Origin of the sequence: Pseudomonas sp. NPDC087639, assembly GCF_044743385.1 — a bacterium.
Lineage (GTDB): Bacteria > Pseudomonadota > Gammaproteobacteria > Pseudomonadales > Pseudomonadaceae > Aquipseudomonas.
The window spans coordinates 1-23127 of the sequence record NZ_JBIUWI010000025.1 but is presented as its reverse complement, the minus strand read 5'-3'; the positions used below and the strand labels follow the sequence as shown (position 1 = coordinate 23127).

The 23127-nt window shown below is 59.9% G+C and carries 23 protein-coding genes; 9 read left to right on the top strand and 14 right to left on the bottom strand.

The window, feature by feature from the left end:
- Positions 1–4 precede the first annotated feature (4 nt).
- Positions 5–955: a choline sulfate utilization transcriptional regulator gene (locus ACIOVB_RS13060; protein ID WP_401268251.1), complete on the bottom strand. Its 951-nt coding sequence runs from the start codon at positions 953–955 to the stop codon at positions 5–7.
- Positions 956–1069: 114 nt separating this feature from the next.
- On the opposite strand from ACIOVB_RS13060, the gene betC reads away from it, so the two are divergent.
- The 3 genes from betC to ACIOVB_RS13045 all read left to right on the top strand — a co-directional run bounded on the left by betC (position 1070) and on the right by ACIOVB_RS13045 (position 5288).
- Positions 1070–2584 carry a choline-sulfatase gene (betC, locus tag ACIOVB_RS13055; RefSeq protein WP_401268250.1) on the top strand — a complete coding sequence of 505 codons (1515 nt, stop codon included), beginning with the start codon at positions 1070–1072 and terminating at the stop codon, positions 2582–2584.
- Positions 2585–2600: 16 nt separating this feature from the next.
- Positions 2601–3521: a choline ABC transporter substrate-binding protein gene (gene choX / locus ACIOVB_RS13050; protein WP_401268247.1), complete on the top strand. Its 921-nt coding sequence runs from the start codon at positions 2601–2603 to the stop codon at positions 3519–3521.
- Between the two features lie 198 nt (positions 3522–3719).
- Positions 3720–5288 (top strand): SulP family inorganic anion transporter, encoded by a 1569-nt coding sequence (locus ACIOVB_RS13045; protein ID WP_187677260.1) that lies wholly within the window; start codon positions 3720–3722, stop codon positions 5286–5288.
- An 81-nt stretch (positions 5289–5369) separates the two neighbouring features.
- On the opposite strand, the gene aroE is transcribed toward ACIOVB_RS13045, so the two are convergent.
- Entirely contained in the window at positions 5370–6188 is an 819-nt protein-coding gene (aroE, locus tag ACIOVB_RS13040) for a shikimate dehydrogenase (protein ID WP_401268244.1), read from the bottom strand.
- 13 nt (positions 6189–6201) lie between these two features.
- A complete protein-coding gene (gene hemF, locus ACIOVB_RS13035; RefSeq protein ID WP_401268241.1) occupies positions 6202–7116 on the bottom strand; it encodes an oxygen-dependent coproporphyrinogen oxidase in 915 nt (304 codons plus the stop codon).
- A gap of 162 nt (positions 7117–7278) precedes the next feature.
- Here hemF and ACIOVB_RS13030 point away from each other — a divergent pair, with 162 nt between their 5' ends.
- Entirely contained in the window at positions 7279–8256 is a 978-nt protein-coding gene (locus ACIOVB_RS13030; protein ID WP_187677257.1) for an NADPH:quinone reductase, read from the top strand.
- 7 nt (positions 8257–8263) lie between these two features.
- Here ACIOVB_RS13030 and ACIOVB_RS13025 read toward each other — a convergent pair whose 3' ends face one another.
- The 8 genes from ACIOVB_RS13025 to ACIOVB_RS12990 form a co-directional block, all read right to left on the bottom strand.
- Positions 8264–9595, bottom strand: a complete 1332-nt coding sequence (locus tag ACIOVB_RS13025) for a phenylacetate--CoA ligase family protein (RefSeq protein WP_401268238.1) — start codon at positions 9593–9595, stop codon at positions 8264–8266.
- The gene (locus ACIOVB_RS13020) at positions 9552–10820 is read right to left on the bottom strand and encodes an aminotransferase class I/II-fold pyridoxal phosphate-dependent enzyme (RefSeq protein WP_401268237.1); all 1269 of its coding nucleotides are present in this window, start codon (positions 10818–10820) and stop codon (positions 9552–9554) included. Before ACIOVB_RS13020 ends, ACIOVB_RS13025 begins: the two co-directional genes overlap by 44 nt.
- Positions 10817–11911, bottom strand: a complete 1095-nt coding sequence (locus tag ACIOVB_RS13015; RefSeq protein ID WP_401268236.1) for a DUF3419 family protein — start codon at positions 11909–11911, stop codon at positions 10817–10819. The genes ACIOVB_RS13020 and ACIOVB_RS13015 overlap by 4 nt, the downstream gene beginning before the upstream one ends.
- 42 nt (positions 11912–11953) lie before the next feature.
- A complete protein-coding gene (locus tag ACIOVB_RS13010; protein WP_401268234.1) occupies positions 11954–12688 on the bottom strand; it encodes an iron-containing redox enzyme family protein in 735 nt (244 codons plus the stop codon).
- A complete protein-coding gene (locus tag ACIOVB_RS13005) occupies positions 12666–13334 on the bottom strand; it encodes a hypothetical protein (protein ID WP_401268232.1) in 669 nt (222 codons plus the stop codon). The genes ACIOVB_RS13010 and ACIOVB_RS13005 overlap by 23 nt, the downstream gene beginning before the upstream one ends.
- Positions 13335–13606: 272 nt before the next feature.
- Entirely contained in the window at positions 13607–14164 is a 558-nt protein-coding gene (locus ACIOVB_RS13000) for an L-threonylcarbamoyladenylate synthase (protein ID WP_187677252.1), read from the bottom strand.
- A gap of 55 nt (positions 14165–14219) precedes the next feature.
- Positions 14220–15320 carry a DNA-processing protein DprA gene (gene dprA, locus ACIOVB_RS12995; RefSeq protein WP_401268229.1) on the bottom strand — a complete coding sequence of 367 codons (1101 nt, stop codon included), beginning with the start codon at positions 15318–15320 and terminating at the stop codon, positions 14220–14222.
- An 80-nt stretch (positions 15321–15400) separates the two neighbouring features.
- The gene (locus ACIOVB_RS12990; RefSeq protein ID WP_187677250.1) at positions 15401–16426 is read right to left on the bottom strand and encodes a LysM peptidoglycan-binding domain-containing protein; all 1026 of its coding nucleotides are present in this window, start codon (positions 16424–16426) and stop codon (positions 15401–15403) included.
- A gap of 159 nt (positions 16427–16585) precedes the next feature.
- Between ACIOVB_RS12990 and def the strand changes: the two genes are divergently transcribed.
- The 5 genes from def to ACIOVB_RS12965 all read left to right on the top strand — a co-directional run bounded on the left by def (position 16586) and on the right by ACIOVB_RS12965 (position 21275).
- Positions 16586–17092, top strand: a complete 507-nt coding sequence (gene def / locus ACIOVB_RS12985) for a peptide deformylase (protein WP_187677249.1) — start codon at positions 16586–16588, stop codon at positions 17090–17092.
- A gap of 56 nt (positions 17093–17148) precedes the next feature.
- Entirely contained in the window at positions 17149–18108 is a 960-nt protein-coding gene (gene fmt, locus ACIOVB_RS12980; protein WP_401268225.1) for a methionyl-tRNA formyltransferase, read from the top strand.
- Complete coding sequence (gene rsmB / locus ACIOVB_RS12975; RefSeq protein WP_401268223.1) at positions 18105–19415, top strand: 16S rRNA (cytosine(967)-C(5))-methyltransferase RsmB; 1311 nt, start codon at positions 18105–18107, stop codon at positions 19413–19415. The genes fmt and rsmB overlap by 4 nt, the downstream gene beginning before the upstream one ends.
- A 22-nt stretch (positions 19416–19437) precedes the next feature.
- Positions 19438–20814, top strand: coding sequence for a Trk system potassium transporter TrkA (trkA, locus tag ACIOVB_RS12970; protein WP_187677246.1), 1377 nt, complete (start codon positions 19438–19440; stop codon positions 20812–20814).
- A 146-nt stretch (positions 20815–20960) separates the two neighbouring features.
- Positions 20961–21275, top strand: coding sequence for a tetratricopeptide repeat protein (locus ACIOVB_RS12965; RefSeq protein WP_401268222.1), 315 nt, complete (start codon positions 20961–20963; stop codon positions 21273–21275).
- 1 nt (position 21276) lies between these two features.
- On the opposite strand, the gene ACIOVB_RS12960 is transcribed toward ACIOVB_RS12965, so the two are convergent.
- The 3 genes from ACIOVB_RS12960 to ACIOVB_RS12950 all read right to left on the bottom strand — a co-directional run bounded on the left by ACIOVB_RS12960 (position 21277) and on the right by ACIOVB_RS12950 (position 23086).
- Positions 21277–21516 (bottom strand): PilZ domain-containing protein, encoded by a 240-nt coding sequence (locus ACIOVB_RS12960; RefSeq protein WP_401268220.1) that lies wholly within the window; start codon positions 21514–21516, stop codon positions 21277–21279.
- An 83-nt stretch (positions 21517–21599) separates the two neighbouring features.
- A complete protein-coding gene (locus ACIOVB_RS12955) occupies positions 21600–22487 on the bottom strand; it encodes a lysophospholipid acyltransferase (RefSeq protein WP_401268218.1) in 888 nt (295 codons plus the stop codon).
- Between the two features lie 41 nt (positions 22488–22528).
- Positions 22529–23086, bottom strand: coding sequence for a DNA-3-methyladenine glycosylase I (locus tag ACIOVB_RS12950; RefSeq protein WP_034152197.1), 558 nt, complete (start codon positions 23084–23086; stop codon positions 22529–22531).
- Between the last annotated feature and the right edge of the window lie 41 nt (positions 23087–23127).

Below are 23127 nucleotides of genomic sequence, written 5' to 3'. Positions count from 1 at the left end.
ATACTTAAACGGCAATCGATGGGAGGGTCAGTCCGGCTAGCGACTCAGCGCTGCCGGCCTGCTCCGCCATCAACCAGTCGACAAACTGTTGAATCAACGCACCACGACGTTTGCGCTGGGGCAGCACCACGTAGTAACCCAGCCGCGACAGGGTGGTTTCGGCAATCGGGCGGCACAGCAAACCCTGAGTCAGCAAGTTATCCACAAGGTGACGCCAACCGATAGCCACACCTTGGCCGCCAATCGCCGCTTGAATCAACAATGTGTAATTGTCGAACCGCAACTGCCCCGGCGCTGGCGGTGTACTGATGCCAAGTTCACGGAACAGCCCGCTCCAGTCAAACCAGTTACTGCTGTTTTCACCGCGCAGATGCAGTAACGGAAACTCCAGCAGCGATTGAGCCGGCAAGGGCAGGGCCCGCTCCTTGAGCAACTGCGGGCTGCAAACCGGAAACACTTCCTCGCTGAACAGCCAATGACTTTCGCCCTGTTTAAAACGCCCGTCGCCAAACAGGATCGCCACATCGATGTCGGTGCGCAGCATGTTGTGATTACGCTCGCTGGTGACCAGGCTGACGTCGACCTGCGGATTGGCTTCGTGGAAGCGGTGCAAACGCGGCATCAGCCAGTAGGCAGCGAAGGCGAAGTCGGTGGCGACTTGCAGCACTTCGTGTTGCTGTTGTGCGCTGATCGCGCTCAATCCGGCGTCGATATTCTGCAAACCGAGCTGAACCTGCTCAAACAGGATCGTGCCGACCTCGGTCAATTCGATGCCGCGATAGATGCGGTCAAACAACCGCGTGCCGAGTTGATCTTCCAGCCGTTTGATCTGCTGACTGATCGCCGGTTGCGTGGTGCCAAGCTCTACCGCAGCAGCGGTGAAACTGCGATGCCGGGCTGCCGCTTCAAAGGCACGCAGCAGGTCGAGCGACAGATCACCCAGGGCTTCATACATAAGCTGTGCTTATCCTAGTCATTGCCCGGCGCGGGCTTTACCGGTTAGAGCATGGACTCCATGCTCGGTCGCAGCAATGTCGCATAAATATTCACTATGGAATGCCGCGATCACATGAAGCGCAAGAATATTCTTTTCATCATGGCCGATCAGATGGCCGCGCCAATGTTGCCTATCTATGGCCCGTCGCCGATCAAACTGCCGAATCTTTCGCGCCTCGCCGCCCAAGGCGTGGTGTTCGATGCCGCTTACTGCAACAGCCCGTTATGTGCACCGTCGCGCTTCACCCTGGTCAGTGGCCAGTTGCCGAGCAAGATCGGCGCCTACGACAACGCCGCCGATTTCCCTGCCGATGTTCCGACCTATGCCCACTACCTGCGCCGTCTCGGCTACCGCACCGCGCTGTCGGGGAAGATGCATTTCTGCGGCCCCGATCAGTTGCACGGCTATGAAGAACGCCTAACCAGCGACATTTATCCGGCCGACTATGGCTGGGCGGTGAACTGGGATGAGCCGGACGTGCGGCCGACCTGGTATCACAACATGTCCTCGGTGCTGCAAGCCGGGCCGTGCGTGCGTACCAACCAACTCGATTTCGATGAAGAAGTGGTGTTCAAGGCGCAGCAATACCTGTTCGACCACATGCGCGAGGACGGCGACCAGCCGTTCTGCCTGACCGTATCGATGACTCACCCACACGACCCGTACACGATTCCCAAGGCGTTCTGGGATTTGTACGACGATGGTGATATCCCGTTGCCTACAACGCCGGATCAACACGAACTCGATCCACACTCCCAGCGCCTGCTCAAGGTCTACGACCTGTGGGATAAACCGCTGCCTGTGGATAAGATTCGCGATGCGCGCCGCGCCTACTTCGGAGCGTGTAGCTATATCGATGCCAACGTCGGCAAACTTCTGCAAACCCTCGAAGAAACCGGACTCATCGATGACACCATCATCGTTTTCTCCGGCGATCACGGCGACATGCTCGGCGAGAAAGGCCTCTGGTACAAAATGCACTGGTACGAGATGGCTGCCCGCGTGCCCCTGTTGATAAGTGCTCCGGGCCAGTTCAGTGCGGGCCGCGTCAGCGCCGCCGTATCCACCGCCGACCTGTTGCCGACCTTCGTTGAACTGGCCGGCGGCACGCTGGAACCGGGTTTGCCGCTGGACGGCCGGTCACTGGTATCGCATCTGCAAGGGCAGGGCGGCCATGACGAAGTGTTCGGCGAGTACATGGCCGAAGGTACGATCAGCCCGTTGATGATGATCCGTCGTGGCGCGTACAAATTTATCTACAGTGAAAGCGACCCTTGCCTACTCTTTGACGTAGCCAACGACCCGCGAGAACTGGAAGAACTCAGCCAATCGCCGCAACATCGCCAGCTGTTCGACGATTTTCTCGCCGAGGCGCGGGCCAAATGGGACATCCCGTCTATTCATCGGGAAGTGCTCGCCAGCCAGCGCCGCCGTCGTTTTGTTGCCGATGCGTTGACCATCGGCAAGCTGAAGAGCTGGGATCACCAGCCGCTGGTGGACGCCAGTCAGCAGTACATGCGCAACCACATCGATCTCGACGATCTGGAACGCAAGGCCCGTTATCCACAACCCTGCCAAAACCAATAATGTTAAGGGGAAGTCCATGCGCAAGTTATCCACAGTACTGACGGTCAGCCTGCTGGCTCTGGGCAGCGCCTCGGTATTTGCCGAGCAAAGCTGCGAAACGGTGAAGATGGCCGACCCCGGCTGGAGCGACATCGCCGCGACCAACGCCATTACCGGGTTTCTGCTGGATGGCATGGGCTACAAGGCCAAGGTCGATACCCTTGCGGTGCCGATCACCTTTGGCGGGCTGAAAGATGGCCAGGTGGATGTGTTCCTCGGCAACTGGATGCCGGCGCAGCAGGGCTTCTACGATAAATTCGTCGCCACTGGCGATGTCACGCAATTGGCGAAAAACCTCGACGGCACCGAGTTCACCCTCGCCGTGCCGGATTACGTGTGGGACGCGGGTGTGCATAACTTTGCCGACCTGAACAAATACGCCGATAAATTCGACAAGAAGATTTACGGCATTGGTTCCGGCGCGCCAGCGAACATCTCGCTGCAAGACATCATCAAGAAAAACGACTTCGACCTCGGCCAGTGGAAGCTGATCGAATCCAGTGAACAGGCGATGCTCGCCGAAGTCTCGCGGGCGGTGAAGAAGCAGAAATTCGTCACCTTCCTTGGCTGGACGCCGCACCCGATGAACGTGCAGTTGAAAATGCATTACCTCAAGGGCGGCGAGAAGTACTTTGGCGATACCGGTAGCGTCTTCACCTTGACCCGCAAGGGCTACGCCGAGGCGTGTCCGAACGTGGGTAAATTGTTGACCAATCTTTCGTTCACTCAGGAGATGGAGAACAGCATCATGGCCGAGGTGGTGAACAAGAAGGTCAGCAATGCCGAGGCGGCGAAGGCGTGGATCAAGGCGAATCCGGCGGTGTTGGACAAGTGGCTGGATGGGGTGAAAACGGTGGATGGGAAGGAAGCGCTGACCGCCGTGAAAGCCAAGCTCTGACTCACCACTTACCTGTGGCGAGGGGATTTATCCCCGATGGGTCGCGCAGCGGCCCAAAACGCGAACTCACGGTATGTCAGATCCCATCGTGAATACCGGTCTCACGACTGCTGCGCAGCCGGTCGGGGATAAATCCCCTTGCCACAATTGTCGGATGGTACTGATAACCTTGCAAAAACTCATCACCCGCGAGGCCCCATGGCTTTCCCCAGTCGCCGCTCACTTTTCCCTTTCCTGAACTGGCTCCCTCGGCAAACCCGCGCCAGCGTCGGACGGGATCTGATCGTTGGGCTTAGCGGTGCGATTCTCGCGTTACCCCAGTCGATTGCCTACGCGCTGATCGCCGGTCTCCCGCCCGAATACGGCCTCTACGCCGCGATCATTCCGGTATTGATCGCCTGCCTGTGGGGCTCGTCGTGGCATCTGATCTGCGGGCCGACGGCGGCGATTTCGATCGTGTTGTACGCCAGCGTGAGTCCGCTGGCCGTTCCAGCTTCACAGGACTACATCACCCTGATTCTGTTGCTGACATTCCTTGCAGGGATTTTCCAGTGGCTGCTGGGCTTGCTGCGCTTCGGCGCGCTGGTGAATTTCGTCTCGCATTCGGTGGTGCTCGGTTTCACCTTGGGCGCAGCGGTGGTCATTGCCATTGGGCAGTTACCCAATCTGTTGGGCCTGGATCTGCCGGCAAAAGCCACAGCGCTGGACAGTCTTATGGATCTGTTGCAGCACCTCGGGGCTGTGGATAAACCCTCCGTGCTGCTCGGCGTTGCCACGGTCGTGGTTGGCGTGGTGCTGAAACAGTTGCTGCCACGCTGGCCGACGCTGTTGATAACTCTCGTGCTGGCGAGTCTGCTGGTTTGGCTGTGGCCGGCAATGTTCGGCCATGTGCATCTGGTCAGTGCATTTGTCGGGCGCTTGCCGCCGTTCAGCGGACTACCACTGGATCTGGATTTGATCCTGCGCCTACTGCCCAGTGCGGTGGCGGTGGGCATGCTCGGGCTGGTCACCAGCCTGTCGATTGCCCGTTCGATTGCCGCGCGTTCGCAGCAGTTGCTCGATGCCAATCAGGAAGTCCGCGCGCAGGGCTTGTCGAATATGGTCGGGGCATTCTTTTCCGGATCGTTGTCCGCCGGCTCGTTTACCCGCTCGGGCCTGAGTTACGAGGCAGGCGCGTGTTCACCGCTGGCTGGGGTGTTTTCGGCGATCTGGGTCGCGCTTTTCGCGATTTTTGGTGCCGGGCTGATTGCGCACATTCCGATCCCGGCCATGGCTGGGAGCATTCTGCTGATCGCATGGGGGCTGGTGGATCATCGCGGCATTCGCGCGTTGCTGCGCGTCAGCCGCGCCGAATTCGTGGTCATGGCGCTGACCTGTCTGGCCACGCTATTACTGGAATTACAGACGGCGATCTACGCCGGGGTGCTGGCGTCGCTGTTCTTCTACCTCAAACGCACCTCGCAACCGCGGGTGCAGCATTGGCGTGATGGCGAAGACGATGTGCTGCGGGTCGGCGGCTCGATCTTCTTCGGCGCCAGCCATTACCTGCAAGTGCGTTTGCAACGCATGCACGGCGCGCGGGTGGTGATCGAGGCGCAGCAGATCAACTTCATCGACTATTCAGGGGTGGAGATGCTGCATCAGGAGGCGCGGCGCTTGTTGCGCCAGGATCGTAGCCTGACCTTGCGTGGGGCGCGGCCGCAAGTGGTAGAAGAGTTGAGAAAGCTTGAGGGGCCGGAGAAGTGTCCGATCCGGTTTGAGGATTGAAAAGATCGCAGCCTGCGGCAGCTCCTACATGGGATTTGTGTTCACTCTGTAGGAGCTGCCGCAGGCTGCGATCTTTTGCTTTCAGGCTAACTGCCGACGCAACTCAGCCAGGACGGGCGCCGTATCCGGGCGCACCCCACGCCACAAAAAGAACGCCTCGGCCGCCTGCTCCGCCAACATCCCCAAGCCATCCATCGACACCGCCGCGCCATGCTCGGTGGCCCAGCGGCAGAACGCGGTCGGCTCCTTGCCGTACATCATGTCGTAGCACAGGGTTTTGCCCGGCTCGATCAGGCTTGGCGCAATCGGCGGCACTTCACCGGTAAGGCTGGCGGAAGTGGCGTTGATGATCACGTCCACCGGCTCGCGTAACCAGTCGAAACCACTGGCTGACACCGGCCCCAGATCGCAGAACAATTCGGCCAGCAACTCAGCTTTTTCCACCGTGCGGTTGGCGATGATCACCGATGCCGGTTTCTCTGCCAGCAAAGGCTCCAACACCCCACGCACCGCGCCACCGGCGCCGAGCAGCAGAATGCGCTTGCCGGTCAGGTTGAACCCGGCATTCACCGTAAGATCGCGCACCAGCCCGGCGCCGTCGGTGTTGTCACCGAGCAGCAAACCATCGGCCAGTTTGCTCAAGGTATTCACTGCACCGGCACGCTGTGCGCGGGCGGTCAGGCTGTTGGCCAGGCGATAGGCATCTTCTTTGAACGGCACGGTGACATTGGCGCCGCGACCTTGCTGGAAAAACGCCGTGGCGCAATCGGTGAAATCGTCGAGCGGCGCCAGCAGGGTGCTGTAGTCGAGACTCTGCCCGGTCTGTTCGGCAAAAAGTTTGTGAATCATCGGCGACTTGCTGTGGCCGATCGGGTTACCGAAAACAACGTAACGATCCATCACAACTCCTCGTTCAGGCCTGGGCCAGCCAGTCGCGGTCTTGCAGGAAGTACTCGGTCAGGCGTGCCTCTTCGCTGCCAGGCTCGGCTTTCCAGTCGTAGGCCCAGCGCACTTGCGGCGGCAGCGACATGAGGATCGACTCGGTACGCCCGCCCGATTGCAGGCCGAACAGCGTGCCACGATCGTAAACCAGGTTGAACTCGACGTAACGGCCACGGCGGAATTCCTGGAACTCACGCTGTTTGGCGGTGAACGCATCGTTCTTGCGCCGCTGCACGATCGGCAGGTAAGCGTCGATGTACGCATCGCCAATGGCGCGCATGAAAGCGAAGCTGGTGTCGAAGTCCCACTCGTTCAGGTCGTCGAAGAACAGCCCGCCGATGCCGCGCGGTTCGTGCCGATGTTTGATGTGGAAATAGTTGTCGCACCAGGCTTTGTAGCGCGAGTAGACGTCCGGCCCGAACGGCGCACAAGCCTGCTCGGCGACGCGGTGCCAATGGATGCAGTCTTCTTCGTTGCCGTAATACGGGGTCAGGTCGAAGCCACCACCGAACCACCAGACCGGCTCTTCACCTTCCTTCTCGGCGATGAAAAAGCGCACGTTGGCGTGGGACGTCGGCACATGCGGGTTGTGCGGGTGGATCACCAGCGACACGCCAAGGGCTTCGAAGCCGCGACCCGCCAGTTCCGGGCGATGGGCGCTGGCTGACGGCGGCAGACCGCTACCGAAGACGTGGGAAAAGTTGACGCCGCCCTTTTCGATCAGCGTGCCGTTCTCGATCACGCGGGTGCGACCGCCACCGCCCGCCGGCCGGGCCCAGGCGTCTTCGACGAAGCGCGTGCCGCCGTCCTCGTTTTCGAGCGCGGTGCAGATGCGGTCTTGCAGGTCGAGCAGATAGGCCTTTACGGCGTCGGTGCGGGTCGTCATGGCTTCACCTTGATCGGGGCATCACTACGCGGCGCCCCGCAGGCGGGGGGCGGCGCAAATGGGCGCGTAGCATACCACCGCAGACCCGCGCGCCGCAGTTGACGAAGATCAAGCATGGGAGTTGGATAGGGGGCTTACAAAAGACCCAAGGAGAGCAGGCAGATGGCAAAGCGTATCCAGTTCCGCGCCCACGGCGGCCCCGAAGTGCTCGAATATGTTGACTACCAACCTGCGGAGCCAGGCCCACAGCAGGTTCGGGTGAGCAACAAAGCGATCGGCTTGAATTTCATCGACACCTATTACCGCAGCGGCCTCTATGCACCGCCAGCCTTGCCGTCCGGCTTGGGCGCAGAAGGCGCGGGCATCGTTGACGCCGTTGGCAGCGAAGTAACCCGGTTCAAGGTCGGGGATCGCGTCGCTTACGGTAGCGGCCCGTTGGGCGCCTACAGTGAACTGCACGTTTTGCCCGAGGCAAATCTGGTGCACTTGCCCGACCAAATCAGTTTCGAAACCGCTGCCGGAGTGATGCTCAAGGGTCTGACCGTGCAGTACCTGCTGCGCCAGACTTATGAGCTCAAGGGTGGCGAAACCATTCTGTTCCACGCCGCTGCCGGCGGCGTCGGTTCGCTGGCCTGCCAATGGGCCAAGGCCTTGGGTGTAAAGCTGATCGGCACCGTCAGCTCGAAGGAAAAAGCCGAGTTGGCGAAAGCCAACGGTGCTTGGGCCACCATCGATTACAGCCACGAAAACGTCGCGCAACGCGTACTGGAGCTGACCGACGGCAAGAAGGTCCCGGTGGTATATGACGGTGTCGGCAAGGACACTTGGCTGACTTCGCTCGACAGCGTGTCGCCGCGTGGTCTGGTGGTGAGTTTCGGCAATGCCTCCGGCGCCGTGGATGGCGTCAATCTGGGGATTCTCTCGGCCAAAGGCTCGTTGTACGTGACCCGACCGACCCTGGCGACCTACGCCAACAACGCCGAAAACCTGCAGCGCATGGCCGATGAGCTGTTCGAGATGATCATCAGCGGCAAGCTCAAGGTCGATATCAGCCAGCGTTATCCGCTGGCTGAAGCGGCGAAGGCGCAAACCGAGCTGTCGGCACGGCGCACCACCGGATCCACCATCCTGCTGCCGTGATACCACGCTACTCCGGTGAATCCGGGGTAGCGTCCACATCAAAAAAAAAAAGCGTCTTGCCGGCGGAGGTTGTTTCGAAGCCGCTGCGGGCAAGACGCTGCCCCCTCAATCCCAGTACTCCGGGCAGCCTGAGCAAAGCGCTCGCTTGCGCTTCGTTATGCAACGCCTGTTCGATGACGGCTTCTGCACTGGCTGGCAGTTTGTCCTGAGCAATGACCAGACGCATGCGGGCACCGTTGGCCTGTCGATCGATTTGTACCTGAACATCGTTAGCGTCCAGGTCGGGCAACGCTTGGGCGAGTACGCTCATGACCTGTCGCTGCGTGATGATCGCGCCACCCAGTTTGATCGACGTCTCGACCCGCCCCTCAAGCTCCAGCACCGGCAAATTACTACCACATGCGCAATTCGATTCCTGAAGCAGAATTCGCCCACGATCACCAATCCGATAACGCAACAGCGGCACATGATCGGGCAGCAGCGACGTCAGCAGAAACTCCCCGCTTTCGCCTTCGGCCACTGCTTGCAGGGTCAATGGGTCAACGACTTCGGTCAGCATCGCATCGGCGTGCAGATGATAAAAACCATGCTCCAGGTGTGCGCACTGAAAGCCGATGGGGCCGGTCTCTGTAGAGCTGTAGCCCAGCGACCGCACTCTGATTTCAGGCCAGTCCCGAGCCAATTGCTCGCGCAGCGGTTTGCTGCAGGGTTCCCCGATGTAATAGAGCCATCTCAGACTGGCCAACTGTGTGGCATCGATATCGTCATGGTCGAACAGCGCCGCCGCGAAGGAGGGAGTGCAAATCAGCGCATCGGCCGCTTGTGACTGAATCAGCCCGGCAATCCGCGTAACGCCCATCAGCGATCCGGCGGGCAACAACCGAGCACCGATGTGCTGGACGATGGCCGCGGCGTACTGAAAAGCGCCTTGCATTTCACCGGCAGTCAGGCAGTTAACGACAACAGCTGGATGTTCGTTCGCGCCCCCAAACATCCGCGCCCCCAGCAGCACGATACTGGCGTTGAATGCCCAGGAATGGGTGATGTGTTTGCGGTTGCCGGTGCTGCCTCCCGACGTCAGGGTCAGTCCGCCACCCGGTGCACGATGCGAAGCCTCACCAAGCACGGAGAACAGCACACCACCGTGCTCGTCCTCGACGGCTTGAATCGGCAGCCGATGCAAATCCTCCGGGCTCTGCACGTGCAGGATCTGCGGACACAGCGCACAGAACCACGGCAGTGACCGTGCATGGGCCAATTTGCGTGTAAAAGCCTGGTTTGCATGGCTCATCGGATCATCGCCCATCGCCACTTCCTCTTTGACGAATACCCAACTCATCGAAACCGCCATTAACGGCATTGGCCAGGCACGCCAACTGGGCCTGACTATGATTGGCACTGATCGCCAGACGCAGAATCGCCTCGCCCTTGGCCACCACCGGAAACAACGCGGTGGTGACGGCAATCGCTTGCCGCCGCAGGTACAGCGCCAGACTGATCGCGTCACGCTCGGCACCGACACGCACGAAACGGATGGGCGAGGCGACTTCATGGTTGCCAAGAACCGGTCCGAGCAAATCGTCGATCAGGGCAACATTTCGCCACAGGGCGGCTTGCAGCTCGCCCAGCTCTGGCGAAAGATGGATTTTTCCGGAGGCGACTGCCGCACCAACCCCGCCCATCGACAATGGCCCTCCGAACGTATAGGTCGACGCATGGCGCCTTATCATCTCGGCATCGTCCGCCGTAAGCACGGTGATCGCCCCACCGGTTGCCCCAAACGCCTTGGACAGCGAGGACAGAAGGATCAAGCGTCCGCGCAAGCGCTCATCGCCACTGGCAAGGGCATAACCACCCCCCGCCACACCGTAGATCGAAGTGCCGTGGGCGTCATCCGCATACAGATACCCTTCAAAGCGCTCCGCCAGTTGCAACAGTCGATTGATCGGATACACGCCGCGCATCGAACCGATGCTGTCGGTCAGGATGATCGGTGTATTGCCAGCCGCTACTGCCGCCGAACACGCCTGCTCGACTTGCTCCATATCCCTGCAATCGCACCGCTGTACGGGGCCAAACTGCCAAAGAATCCCTTGCAGCACTTGCATTGAAGCGTGGGCCGCCCGGTCGACGATCCAGCTTGGGCCACGGCGCAACGGATAGGACGGCAACTCACCGGATCCCAATAAGGGCAGACAGCCCAGATGTGCACTGCCCACCGAGTTGAAGGTGACCGCGTGCCCCTGGAATATCCGGTTCAACTGTTCGTCTAGTTCACGCATTGGCGGCAACAGTGCCCGGGTTCGTGCGGCGGCGAACTGCACGCCGAAGGTTTCGACGGCGTCCACGGCGCCTTGAATCAGGCGGGGATCGCACTCAAGCCCCAGATAGGAGCATGAGAGAAACTCGGTGAGCCGCTCGCCGCTGCTCAACTCGATCTCCTTGCCTTCGCGTTGTGCCAGCTTCAGGCCGTTGAGCCCGGCATCGAACAACTGTTGCTGATCTTCACGCGCCTGCCGAATACGGTTTTTGAGCCAATTGACGGTGGGTTGCTGAGTGCTCATCGAGATACCTGCAAAGGTGATGTCCGGCGATAGACCTGCACACGCCAGAGCTGGGTTCTTTCTCGTGCAATCGCTTTCTGGTAGTCGGCGGTGATATCGCCGAAGCCTGAACAATCGGGCTGGACGACGTGCAAATGGCCACGTATGACCGTCAGCGCCTCTTCGGCCAGGGACGGGCGTAACCGCTGCAAGACACTCGCACCGTCAGCTTCGGGCATGAAAGAAGGGACGTCCGAGAGCGAGACGAAGTCGACCTCCGAAAGCGTGGCAACACAGTCGAGAATGTAGGCCTGTACCACCCGCAGCTCGCACTGTTGAAGCGCCTCACGGGCACGCTTGAAAATCTTCGGGGCGCACTCCAGCGGAAAACCTTGTGGGTAGCGCAGTTCACCGAAAAACAGCATTTGCAGAAAGAAGCTCTCGCGCACCACCTGAGTGGTGAACAAGGCGTGAAAAATCTCCAGGTACGCCGCGCGGGAACTGATGCCCAGGTTGTTGGGCGGGAACGAGCCTTTGTAGAGCAGGGAATTGAGTACCGCTGCGTTGCCCAACAGCGCGATCACAGCCTTCCAGCGTTTGAGGGGAAAGCGGGTCTGGTAATACTCGATTTGCTCGCCAAGGTCGCGACAGTGGAAAACTTCACGACCTGCCTTGCCGGTAAACAGTCGGTTGACCTTCGCCAATCGCTGCAGGGTCTGCTCGAAGGCTCCCATGTAGATCGGCGCTTGCCAGTGACGGGACTGGAACAACTCGGTCAACCAGTGGCGATCGGCCTGCGGCAAATCCAGATGCCGAAATATGGACTGGCGTCGCTTGGTCGAACTGTCTGTCCGGTAACCCATGAATGCCATGAACGACGCGTGATCGGTCTGTTCCAGCAAGGCGAATCGCAGCCGGGTAAATGCCAGTTGCGGCGCGCTGATATCGGTGCAGGTCATACGCGCCGGACTGCGGGCCAGCAACGGTAAAAGCCGCCCGCCACTCCCGGCGATACCCACCACATGTCTGGCGTGCTTGGGGAGGATTGCGTATTCGAGCGCTGTGTCTTCATCCCCCAGCGCATAGTTCAACCGCTGGAAATAGTCAGCCATGCCTGCCTCCTTCCCTCGGTTCTGACACTCGACGTGAAGTCTTCATGAGTTATCCAGGGCATGGAGGAAGTCATAACGGGGCGCATGGCCGTTTTGCCAGGCCTCATACTGCTCATAAACGGCTTCGAGCATGTTGCCGGTCAGCCGCAAGCTGGTTTCCATTACGGTGGCAATGGCGTCCCAGTCGTGCTGATTTTTGCAAGTACGCTGCAGGATGAGTTTGATTTCATTGAAGTGCTCGACATCGATGTCGGAATGCGCAACGAAGAACGTCAACTGAGCCGGTTTTAGCGCCAGGATTTCGCTCAGGTTATTGATCAACGGGGTGATGAATTGATAGGCATTTTCTGCCCAATAACTGTATCCCAGGCGCTGTAGTGGATTACCGGTAAAGGATATCCAATACAAATAAGCAATCAGTACTTCTGTTGCCGGAAGCGCAGACGGGATCTCGAACTTTTCATTTTTCAGGCCAAGACTCATGACATCATGCAGTGCCATTTTCTCATGGCCAACTTCTTGCGCCGCATGTTCAAAACAGAACTTTGCATAAACCGGATTATCGGCATGGCGCACACCCACCAATCCCTGATTTCGCGCATTGTGGGCAGTGTAGTGAAAGGTTTCTATCATGTAGATCGCATATAACGCCTTGGTAACACTACCCTCGCGTATGGCTTTTACCAATCGCGAGTTATCCAGGATATCGGCCCACAATTGTTCGATGCGTTTATCAAGCAGGATCAACTGTTGGTCAAAGCTGATAAGCGTATTCATCGTGGTTCTCCGGGGTGTTGAAGGGGGTGTGATCAGGGTGTTGAACAGCGGCAAGGATTTGCTGCCACTGCGCTGACAGCAGCCAGTAGTCGCCGCGAGCGCGTTGTTCGATATGAAGGGCGTCGGAGGTGATAGGGGTCAGGCCGAATCGCTGGAACAGTCGCCGTTGTGGCGATCGGCAGAGGGCGGTGACGCCTTGATATCCATGCCTGATCGCCCACTCGGTGGCCGCCGCCAGCAGGCTGTTGATCGGAACAGCCAGGTGGCTTCGCGAGAGAGTGATCAACCGACTGAACTCGACGTGGCGCGACAGCATCACGGTGGGAGAAACATGCTGGTGCGCCAGTGAGGCCCATTCGAACGGCGATGGCGTCACTCTTAATACCGCCACCAGCTGCTCGTGTTGATACAGCAGAAAGTGGGTACTTCGCGCCGTCACCGCCAGCCTCGTTTCAAGCAATCTGGCTCTGGATGTCAGCATGTAATGTTGCAGTCGAAGACGAAACTGCCGACCAATAAACCGTTCGAATTCCCGCGTATCTGATCCCGCTTCAAGAATAACGACCCGGCAATCTTCATGGCGACTTTTGAACGTTGCCTGAAGTGCCTGCAGATAATCCGTTATTTGTAAATCCGTAGTATCCATTCTTTCTCCGCAGACGTTAACTTATCGAAGTTTTCTGAGCGCATTGAAATGATGGATGCTTTTGGAAATATCGCCACTGCGCGACTTCTGATAATTACGTGGGAAAAGTTACTGAATCTGTGTACTTACTGATTGGTCTGACACGCGAAGGAAAAATACAAACAGTTGAATGTTGTAAGTTGATCGTTGTTTGAATGACAAATCGCAGGCAAAAGTAGTACTTCTCGCCATAAAAGCCGAGAAGTACTCAATACATGAAGTCAGGTGTGACGTCAGTCGGGACGAATAACGTTGCCGGAGGCCAGATCACGGATGACGCTGGGGTTCTTGCGCCCACCCAACTCCCCACCCAGCACCAGATCGATCTGCCCGCGGAAATACTGCTCGACCCGCAACCGTGTGCGCGCTGCCGGACGGCCTTGTGGATTGGCTGAGGTCGAAATCAACGGACCGACCATCGAGCACAAGTCACGCACCTGAGGATGATCGCTGACGCGCAGCGCAACCGTGTCATGCACCCCAGTGACCCACTCCGGCAGCAGATTCTGATGCGGCACCAGCCAGGTATTCGGCCCAGGCCAGGTGCTGGCCATACGGTCGATCCACTCTTGCGGGAAGTCTTCGAACAAGAAATCGAACTGGCGAATGTTGTCGGCAACCAGAATCAGGCCCTTGTCGACCGAGCGATTCTTGATCGCCAGCAACCGATCCACCGCTTCTTCATTCCACGGGTCGCAACCCAGCCCCCAGACGGCTTCGGTTGGATAGGCAATCACCGCCCCGGCGCGAATCTCTCGCGCGGCTTGTTGCACACGCCAACTGTTGACCATGAAAAAACTCTCCGCAAACAGGTTTCGCGCAGTTTACCGATCTTCCTTGTAAAACCTAGCTCACACGCGCAAACCAGCGGCCGTTTTCGCACACCGCACGGCCGTCCATTTCCAGTTCGGTCAGCGCCGCCAGCACTTTGGGCAACGCCCAGCCGCAGCTGTCGGCCAAGGCTTCACTGGTATGCGGCGCAGCGTGGAGCAAGGCAAGTAAGGGATGATCCGCTTGCGGTGTGCCTGTGGATAACGGCACCTGCTGCCAGCCACGCAGGGCTTCGAGAATGTGTTCGATGGTTTCTACCAACACCGCGCCGTCGCGAATCAACTGGTGACAACCACGCGCACCGGGATGATGGATCGAGCCAGGGATTGCATACACCTCGCGCCCTTGTTCCGCCGCCAGCCGTGCAGTGATCAGCGAACCACTGGCGACGCTGGCCTCGACCACCAGCACGCCAAGGGATAAACCGCTGATGATCCGGTTGCGTCGCGGGAAGTTGCTGGCGCTGGGGCCGGCATCCAGCGGAAACTCCGAAAGCACCGCACTGCCGGAGGCAATCATCGCGTCGGCCAGCCGCCGATTGCGCTGTGGATAAAAGTTTTCCAGGCCCGTGCCCAGCACTCCGACCGTCAGCCCGCCAACATCCAGCGCCGCTTGATGCGCAGCCGCATCAATGCCCAGCGCCAAGCCACTGTTGATGACAAAACCGGCCCCGGCCAGGCTACGAGAAAATGCGGCGGCGGTGTCCATTCCCGGACGTGAAGCACGACGGCTGCCGACCATCGCCAGCTGCGGCCTCTCGAGAATCAGGGGGTCACCCGCCACGAATAACAGCGGCGGAGGGTCGGGAATCTGCGCCAACAATGCCGGATAGTCCGCTTGATCCCACATCAACAAATGCTGACCCGGACGCTCTAGCCAGCGCATTGCGTGGCTGGCGCCGTCGCGAACGTCGGGACAGCGCCGTGCTTCGGCACACGCCGCTGGTAAACCCAGCGAGCGCCAGGCGCTGGCCGGCGCGCTGATGGCTTTGGATGCCGAGCCAAAGGCTTCGAGCAATTTCAGAAACCGCTTCGGGCCGATGTCCGGCAAGCGATGCAGGCGCAGGCGCGCTTCCAGTTCCGCAGGGGAAACCGGCGTATAGACAGACAGCGTCATGGATCATCCTTGATCGTTATAAGCCCCGAACCATTCGGAACAAGCTGTGGATAACTCTGTTGGTAACTTGTTAAGCACGCTTACGGATTTCGCACCTTGTCGAGCACCGCCAGCGAGCGTGAAGCGTTGAGGACCAAGCCGTAGCTGAGTTTGTCGTAGGTGCGAAAAACCATCAGCAGCCCGGCCCGTTCGTCGGGGATTTTAAGTGGTTGACCGGTCACCCGGTCGCGCACGGTTTCACCGGTTTTCATCACCACCAACACATTGCCTTCGGCCAGGCCGTCGCGTTTGCCCTTGTTCAACGTAACCACGTCCATCGCACCGATCTGCGTGACGCCGCGTGGGACATCGATGATCAGGCCATTGATGTCGGTGGTCGGAGCACTGGGCATGAAGGTCGAATTGATCGAGCGCTCTTCGCCGCTGAACAAGCGGTCGCCGAGGCGCACTTCCTGGGTGGTGCGCTGCAGGGCGAGGGTGGCGACGTCGTCTTCGGTGGCAACGATTTCACCGCCGCCAATGTCGTCGGCGTTGATCCCCAGAAATTCCTTGGTTTGCGGATCGGTATAGACCTTGCCCTGACGGAAGATCCCGTAGACCGGTTGATTCGGATCGAAATGGCCACGGGCAAAGATCCGGTCGCCGGTGCCGCTGAGCACGCGTTCCGCGTCACCAGCGACGATGTAGGGCGCCTTGTCGAAATCCTCGACCTTGTCGACGATGCGGTTGCTCAGCAGAAAGCTGTTGATCGATTTCAGCGGAATACTCGGAATCGCCTCAGCCACCGGGCTGGTACGAATGCGTGGCGAGAGCTTGATGGTGCCGCGCGACTCGCCGCGATTGAGGGTCAGGCGCGGCTGGCCGTTGACGTAACTGAGCGTCAGCGTGTCGCCGGGATAGATCAGATTGGGGTTTTCGATCTGCGGGTTGGCCCGCCACAGTTGTGGCCATTGCCAAGGCTCGCGCAGGTATTTTCCGGAAATATCCCAGAGTGTATCCCCCGAAACCACCGTGTATTGCTGCGGAAAACCATCCCTGAGTTGCACTTGCCCTTGCACCGCGCCGGCCGAGGCCAACAGCAGCAGGGCGAGTAGTGTTTTCCTCATGCAGTGAATCCCTTTATCATGTGCGTTCGCGTGAACCGTCAGAGCCCCCGTGGCTCGCTTCTGCCAAATGCAGAAGCTACGCTTCACAACGGTAGCCTGCATCTTCGGACCTGCCAGGCCATCGATCCGACTTTACTCAATACGTGCAGCAATCAGCCTATGGCCATTTTAAACATCCTCGAATTTCCGGACCCGCGTCTGCGTACTATCGCCAAGCCTGTGGCTGTAGTGGACGCCGAAGTGCGTCAGTTGGTCGATGACATGTTTGAAACAATGTATGAAGCGCCGGGCATCGGCCTCGCCGCGACCCAGGTCAACGTGCACAAACGTATCGTCGTGATGGACCTTTCCGAAGACCGCACCGAGCCACGGGTGTTCATCAACCCCGAGTTCGAATCGCTGACTGACGAAATGGATCAGTACCAGGAAGGTTGCCTCTCGGTGCCGGGTTTCTACGAAAACGTCGACCGCCCGCAAAAGGTCAAGATCAAGGCGCTGGACCGCGACGGCAAGCCCTATGAACTGATCGCCGAAGGCCTGCTCGCGGTGTGCATCCAGCACGAATGCGACCACCTCAACGGCAAATTGTTCGTCGACTACCTGTCCACGCTCAAACGCGACCGGATCAAGAAGAAACTGGAAAAGCTGCATCGCCAGAACGCTTGATGCCCTCCTTCAAAGGCTTGCCGCGGCAAGCCTTTTTCTTTTTATGAGACTCCTTCATGACTGAGCCACTGCGCATCGTTTTTGCCGGCACCCCGGAATTCGCTGCCGAACACCTCAAGGCCCTGCTGAGCAGCCCTTACGAGATCGTTGCGGTCTACACCCAACCGGATCGTCCGGCCGGTCGCGGACAAAAACTGATGCCGAGCCCGGTTAAACAGCTGGCGCTGGAAAATAATATCCAGGTGTTGCAGCCGCCGACTTTGCGCAACGCTGACGCTCAGGCTGAACTCGCCGCACTGAAGCCGGACTTGATGGTGGTGGTCGCCTACGGCCTGATCCTGCCGCAAGTGGTGCTGGATATTCCGCGTCTGGGCTGCATCAACAGCCATGCCTCGTTGCTGCCACGCTGGCGCGGTGCGGCGCCGATCCAGCGTGCTGTCGAAGCGGGCGATGCCGAAAGCGGCGTGACCGTGATGCGCATGGAAGCGGGCCTCGACACCGGGCCGATGCTGCTCAAAGTCGTTACGCCGATCAGCGCCGACGACACCGGCGGCAGTCTCCACGACCGTCTCGCCGAAATGGGCCCGCCAGCCGTGGTGCAGGCGATTGCCGGTCTGGCTGCCGGAACGCTGGAGGGCGAAGTGCAGAACGACGAACTCGCCACCTACGCGCACAAACTGAACAAGGATGAGGCGCGCATCGACTGGAGCCGCCCAGCCGTTGAGCTGGAACGTCTGGTTCGCGCCTTCAATCCATGGCCGATCACCCACAGCACGCTCAATGGCGAAGCGCTGAAAGTGCTGGCGGCCAATCTCGCCGAAGGCAACGGCGCACCCGGTACCATCCTCAGCGCCAGCAAGGACGGCCTGATCGTAGCGTGCGGCGAGCAGGCGCTGTGCCTGACACGCCTGCAATTGCCCGGCGGCAAGGCGCTGAACTTCAGTGACCTGTTCAACAGCCGTCGTGAGAAATTCGCCGTCGGCACCGTGCTCGGCGCAGTGGTGGACGCACAATGAACCCGCGTCTGGCCGCCGCCAAGGCACTCGCCGCCGTACTCAGCGGCAAAGCCTCGCTCAACAGCTCTCTGCCGACACAACTGGACAAGGTCGAGGATCGCGATCGCGGCTTCACTCAGGATCTGGCGTTCGGCACCGCACGCTGGCAGCCACGTCTGTCGGCGCTAGCGGAAAAGCTCCTGCAGAAGCCGTTCAAGGCAGCCGACGCCGATGTCGAGGCGCTGCTGTTGGTCGGACTCTACCAATTGCTCTACACCCGCGTGCCGGCCCACGCCGCCATCGGCGAAACCGTGGGTTGCGCCGACAAGCTGAAAAAGCCTTGGGCCAAGGGTCTGCTCAACGCCGTGCTGCGCAATGCCCAGCGCGAAAGCGAAACGATTTTCGCCGAGCTGGAACGCGATCCGGTGGTACGCACCGCTCACCCGCGCTGGCTGCAAAAATCCCTCAAGGCCTTCTGGCCTGAGCAATGGGAAGCCATCTGCGCAGCCAACAACGCGCATCCGCCGATGATCCTGCGGGTCAACCGCCGCCATCACAGCCGCGACGCCTACCTCGGTCTGCTGACCGAGGCCGGCATCGCAGCAACTCCGTGCGTCTATAGCCGCGACGGCATCATCCTCGAAGCCGCCACCGATGTGCGCAGCCTGCCGGGGTTCGCCGAGGGCTGGATCAGCGTGCAGGACGAAGCCGCGCAACTGGCCGCCGATCTGCTGGATCTGGCACCTGGGCAGCGGGTGCTCGACGCCTGCTGCGCACCGGGCGGCAAGACCTGCCACATCCTCGAAGCCGAACCGGCGCTGGCCGGCGTGGTTGCCGTGGATCTGGAAGCCAAGCGTCTGGTGCGAGTGAAAGAAAACCTCGAGCGTCTGGGCCTGAACGCCGAACTGATCGCCGCCGACGGTCGTGACATCGACAAATGGTGGGACGGCAAGCCGTTCCAGCGCATCCTGCTCGACGCGCCATGCTCGGCCACCGGCGTAATCCGCCGCCACCCGGACATCAAGCTGACCCGCCAGGCCGACGACATCGCCGCCCTCGCGCAGCTGCAAGGCGAGTTGCTCGACGCGATGTGGAAAACCCTCGAAGTGGGCGGCATCCTGCTTTACGCCACTTGCTCGACTTTGCCGACCGAGAACACCGAAGTGATTGCCGCGTTCCTTGAGCGCACGCCGGGCGCACGGGAGCTGGACTTGGCGATCACCGCCGGGATCAAGCAGCCCCATGGTCGCCAATTGCTGGCCCAGCAGGGCGGGCACGACGGGTTCTACTACGCCAAGCTGATCAAGATCGCTGCCGCGCGCGGCTAAACGGATTCAACGGAGTGACTGGATGAAAATCATCATCCTCGGTGCAGGTCAGGTCGGCGGTTCGCTGGCCGAACACTTGGCCAGCGAAGCCAACGACATCACGGTGGTCGACACTGACAGCGAGCGCTTGCGCGACCTCGGCGACCGCCTCGACATCCGCACCGTGCAGGGCCGTGGCTCGCTGCCGTCGGTGCTGCGTCAGGCCGGCGCCGACGACGCCGACATGCTGGTGGCGGTGACCAACAGCGACGAAACCAACATGGTCGCCTGTCAGGTTGCGCACACGCTGTTCCATACCCCGACCAAGATCGCCCGGGTGCGCGAAGCCTCCTATCTCAACCGCGAAGAGCAGCTGTTCCAGAACGAAGCGATTCCGGTCGACGTGCTGATCAGCCCCGAGCAGGTGGTCACCAACTACATCAAGCGCCTGATCCAGCATCCCGGTGCCTTGCAGGTGATCGACTTCGCCGAAGGCAAGGCACAACTGGTGGCCGTGCGCGCCTATTACGGCGGGCCGCTGGTGGGCCAGCAACTGCGTCAGTTGCGCGAGCACATGCCGAACGTCGAAACCCGCGTCGCGGCGATTTTCCGCCGTGACCGGCCGATCCTGCCTCAGGGCGATACGGTGATCGAGGCCGATGACGAAGTCTTCTTCATCGCCGCCCGTGAGGATATTCGTGCGGTGATGAGCGAAATGCGCCGTCTCGACGAAACCTACAAACGCATCGTCATCGCTGGCGGCGGGCAGATCGGCGAGCGTCTGGCCGAGGCTATCGAAAGCCGTTATCAGGTGAAGATCATCGAGATGAACCCGGCGCGCTGCCGCTATCTCTCCGACACCCTCGACAGCACCGTGGTGTTGCAGGGCAGTGCGTCGGACCGCGACTTGCTGCTGGAAGAGAACATCGCCGACGCCGATATCTTCCTTGCGCTGACCAACGATGACGAAGCCAACATCATGTCGTCGCTGCTGGCCAAACGGCTGGGGGCGAAGAAGGTGATGACCATCATCAACAATCCGGCTTACGTCGACCTGATTCAGGGCGGCGACATCGACATCGCCATCAGCCCGCAGCTGGCTACCATCGGCACCTTGCTGGCGCACGTGCGCCGTGGCGATATCGTCAGCGTGCACTCACTGCGCCGCGGGGCGGCGGAAGCCATTGAGGCGATTGCCCACGGTGATGCGAAGTCGAGCAAGGTGATCGGCAAGCCCATCGAGAAGATCGGCCTGCCACCGGGCACCACCATCGGCGCGGTGATTCGCAATGAACAGGTGATCATCGCCCACGACGACACAGTGATCGAAGCGGGTGACCATGTGATTCTGTTCCTTGTGGATAAAAAGCATATTCGTGATGTGGAGAAGCTGTTTCATGTGGGGTTGAGCTTCTTCTGAGGTTTGCGCTGATGGCACTGGCCCCTTCGCGAGCAGGCTCGCTCCCACATTTGGAATGCGTTTCCCCTGTTGGAGCGAGCCTGCTCGCGAAGGCGGTCTCAATAAACCCCATCAACACCTGACGCTTCCAAGAAAGGAATCCACCGATGCTCGAATCCCTGGAAAAAATGCTCGCCAAGGGTGTGGATAACTCCCTGCTGCGCTTCGGCCTCGGCAAGGGTTATCTGGATTTGGGCGAAAACGCCAAGGCGGCCGAGCATTTTCAGCGCTGTGTCGGTTTCGATCCGAAGTATTCGGCAGCGTGGAAGCTGTTGGGCAAGGCGCAACTGGCGCAGGGTGATCACGCCGCTGCGCGGCAGGCATGGGAGCAGGGTCTGGAAGCGGCCCGCGCCCATGGCGACAAGCAGGCCGAAAAGGAAATGGCGGTGTTTCTGAAGAAGCTCGATCGTCAGGCGCAATAATCTACAGGTAACGCAGGCCGATACCTTCGGCATCCACCGTCACCACTTCCATCCGCACTCGCGGCGCGCCTGTGGGTAAACCCTGCACCTGCCCGTAAACCACTGCGCCTTTGGGCAATGACGTCAGACCCGGATGCTGCACATACACACCGGTGGGCGTCAAATTGCGCGTCTGCCCGAGGCATTCGCCGAAGCTGTCGTGGGTGATCTTGATGCGAAACGATTTGCGGTGTTCGGACATCTGCTGCGCCCTTGAATGAACGGTTGTGGATAACCTCGACGATGAGGTTATCCACAGATCATGCCAATCACATCTCTAACGCCTCAGTACCAGCGAGCTTCACCCGGCGGACGTTTCTTGAAGCGCTTCATGCTCCACATGTACTGGCTCGGATACGCCGCGACATATCGCTCGACGACTTTGCTCATGGCGGCGCAGGACGTCTCGGTATCGGTGCTGTACATCGCTTCCGGCGCGGCTTCGAGGATGACTTTATAGCCGGAACCGTCGGGCAGGCGCAGCGCATGCAGAAACACGCCGACGGCTTTGCCACCGGCCAGCATGTTAGGTACGAACTTGCTCGTCAGCGCCTGCGTGGCGAAGAACGGCACGAAGATTCCGGCGGATTCGGCCGGTTCCGGGTCAGCCGGAATACCCACTGCACCACCCTTGCGCACTTCCTTGATGACACTGAGGATGCCTTCCTTGGTCGACGCGGCAACTTTGTTGCCCAGTTGCACGCGTTGCTTGCGCAGCAATTCATCCACAGCCTTCAACTTTGGCGGACGGTAGAAAATGATCGGTTTGCACTGGCTGCAATAGAAGTGGTTGAGCACTTCCCAGTTGCCCAGGTGGCTGGTGATGCCGACAACGCCTTTGCCCGAAGCCAATGCGTCCTTGAGGATGTCGAGGCCTTCGACTTCGCGCACCAGATCGATGGAACGCTGCGCCGGCCAGATCCACGCGCAGGCGCTTTCGGTCAGGGACTTGCCGATGTCTTTGAGACTCTGACCGACCAGACGCTCACGTTCGGCCGGGTTCATCTGTGGAAAACATTTGGCGAGATTGATCCGCACCACGTCGCGGGAACGGTTGGGGGTTTTCCACATGATCCAGCCAATCGCCGAACCCACGGCCTGCACGGCCCGCCATGGCAACAGGGCAAACAGCCGCAGAGCGCCTACCAGCAAGGCGCCTTTAAACTTTTCCACAGGTCACTCCTGATCTTTGTGCTGTGCGCGAGGCGGGCATTCTAACCGCCGTTGGCGAGCTGCGCGTAGCGGTCGCAATCCTGCGTGTGATCCATGACCATGCCCGAGGCCTGCATCAACGCGTAGCAAATGGTCGGTCCGACGAACGTAAACCCGGCCTTTTTCAGGCCTTTGCTCATCGCCAGCGCTTCGGGGGTGATCGCCGGGACTTCGCTGCGATCCTTGAAATGATTGATGATCGGTTGGTCCCCGACAAACGACCAAAGAAACGCCACCGGGTCCTCCAGCGCCAGCCAGGCCTGGGCATTGCGCCGGGCGGCATTGAGTTTGAGGCGGTTACGGATGATGCCGGGGTCAAGCATCAATTCGTCGATTTCGGCGTCGCTCATCTGCGCCACGCGCTGCACGTCGAAGCCGAACAACACCTCGCGATAACGCTCGCGTTTGCGCAATACGGTGATCCAGGACAGCCCGGCCTGGAACCCTTCGAGCAAAAGCAACTCGAACAAACCCTGCGCATCGCGTAGCGGCGTGCCCCACTCCTGATCGTGATAAGCCATGTACAACGGATCTTCGGTACACCAAAAGCAGCGTGGCATAAGGCTCCAGGGGGCGTGCGCAGCAACGAATCGGGTATACT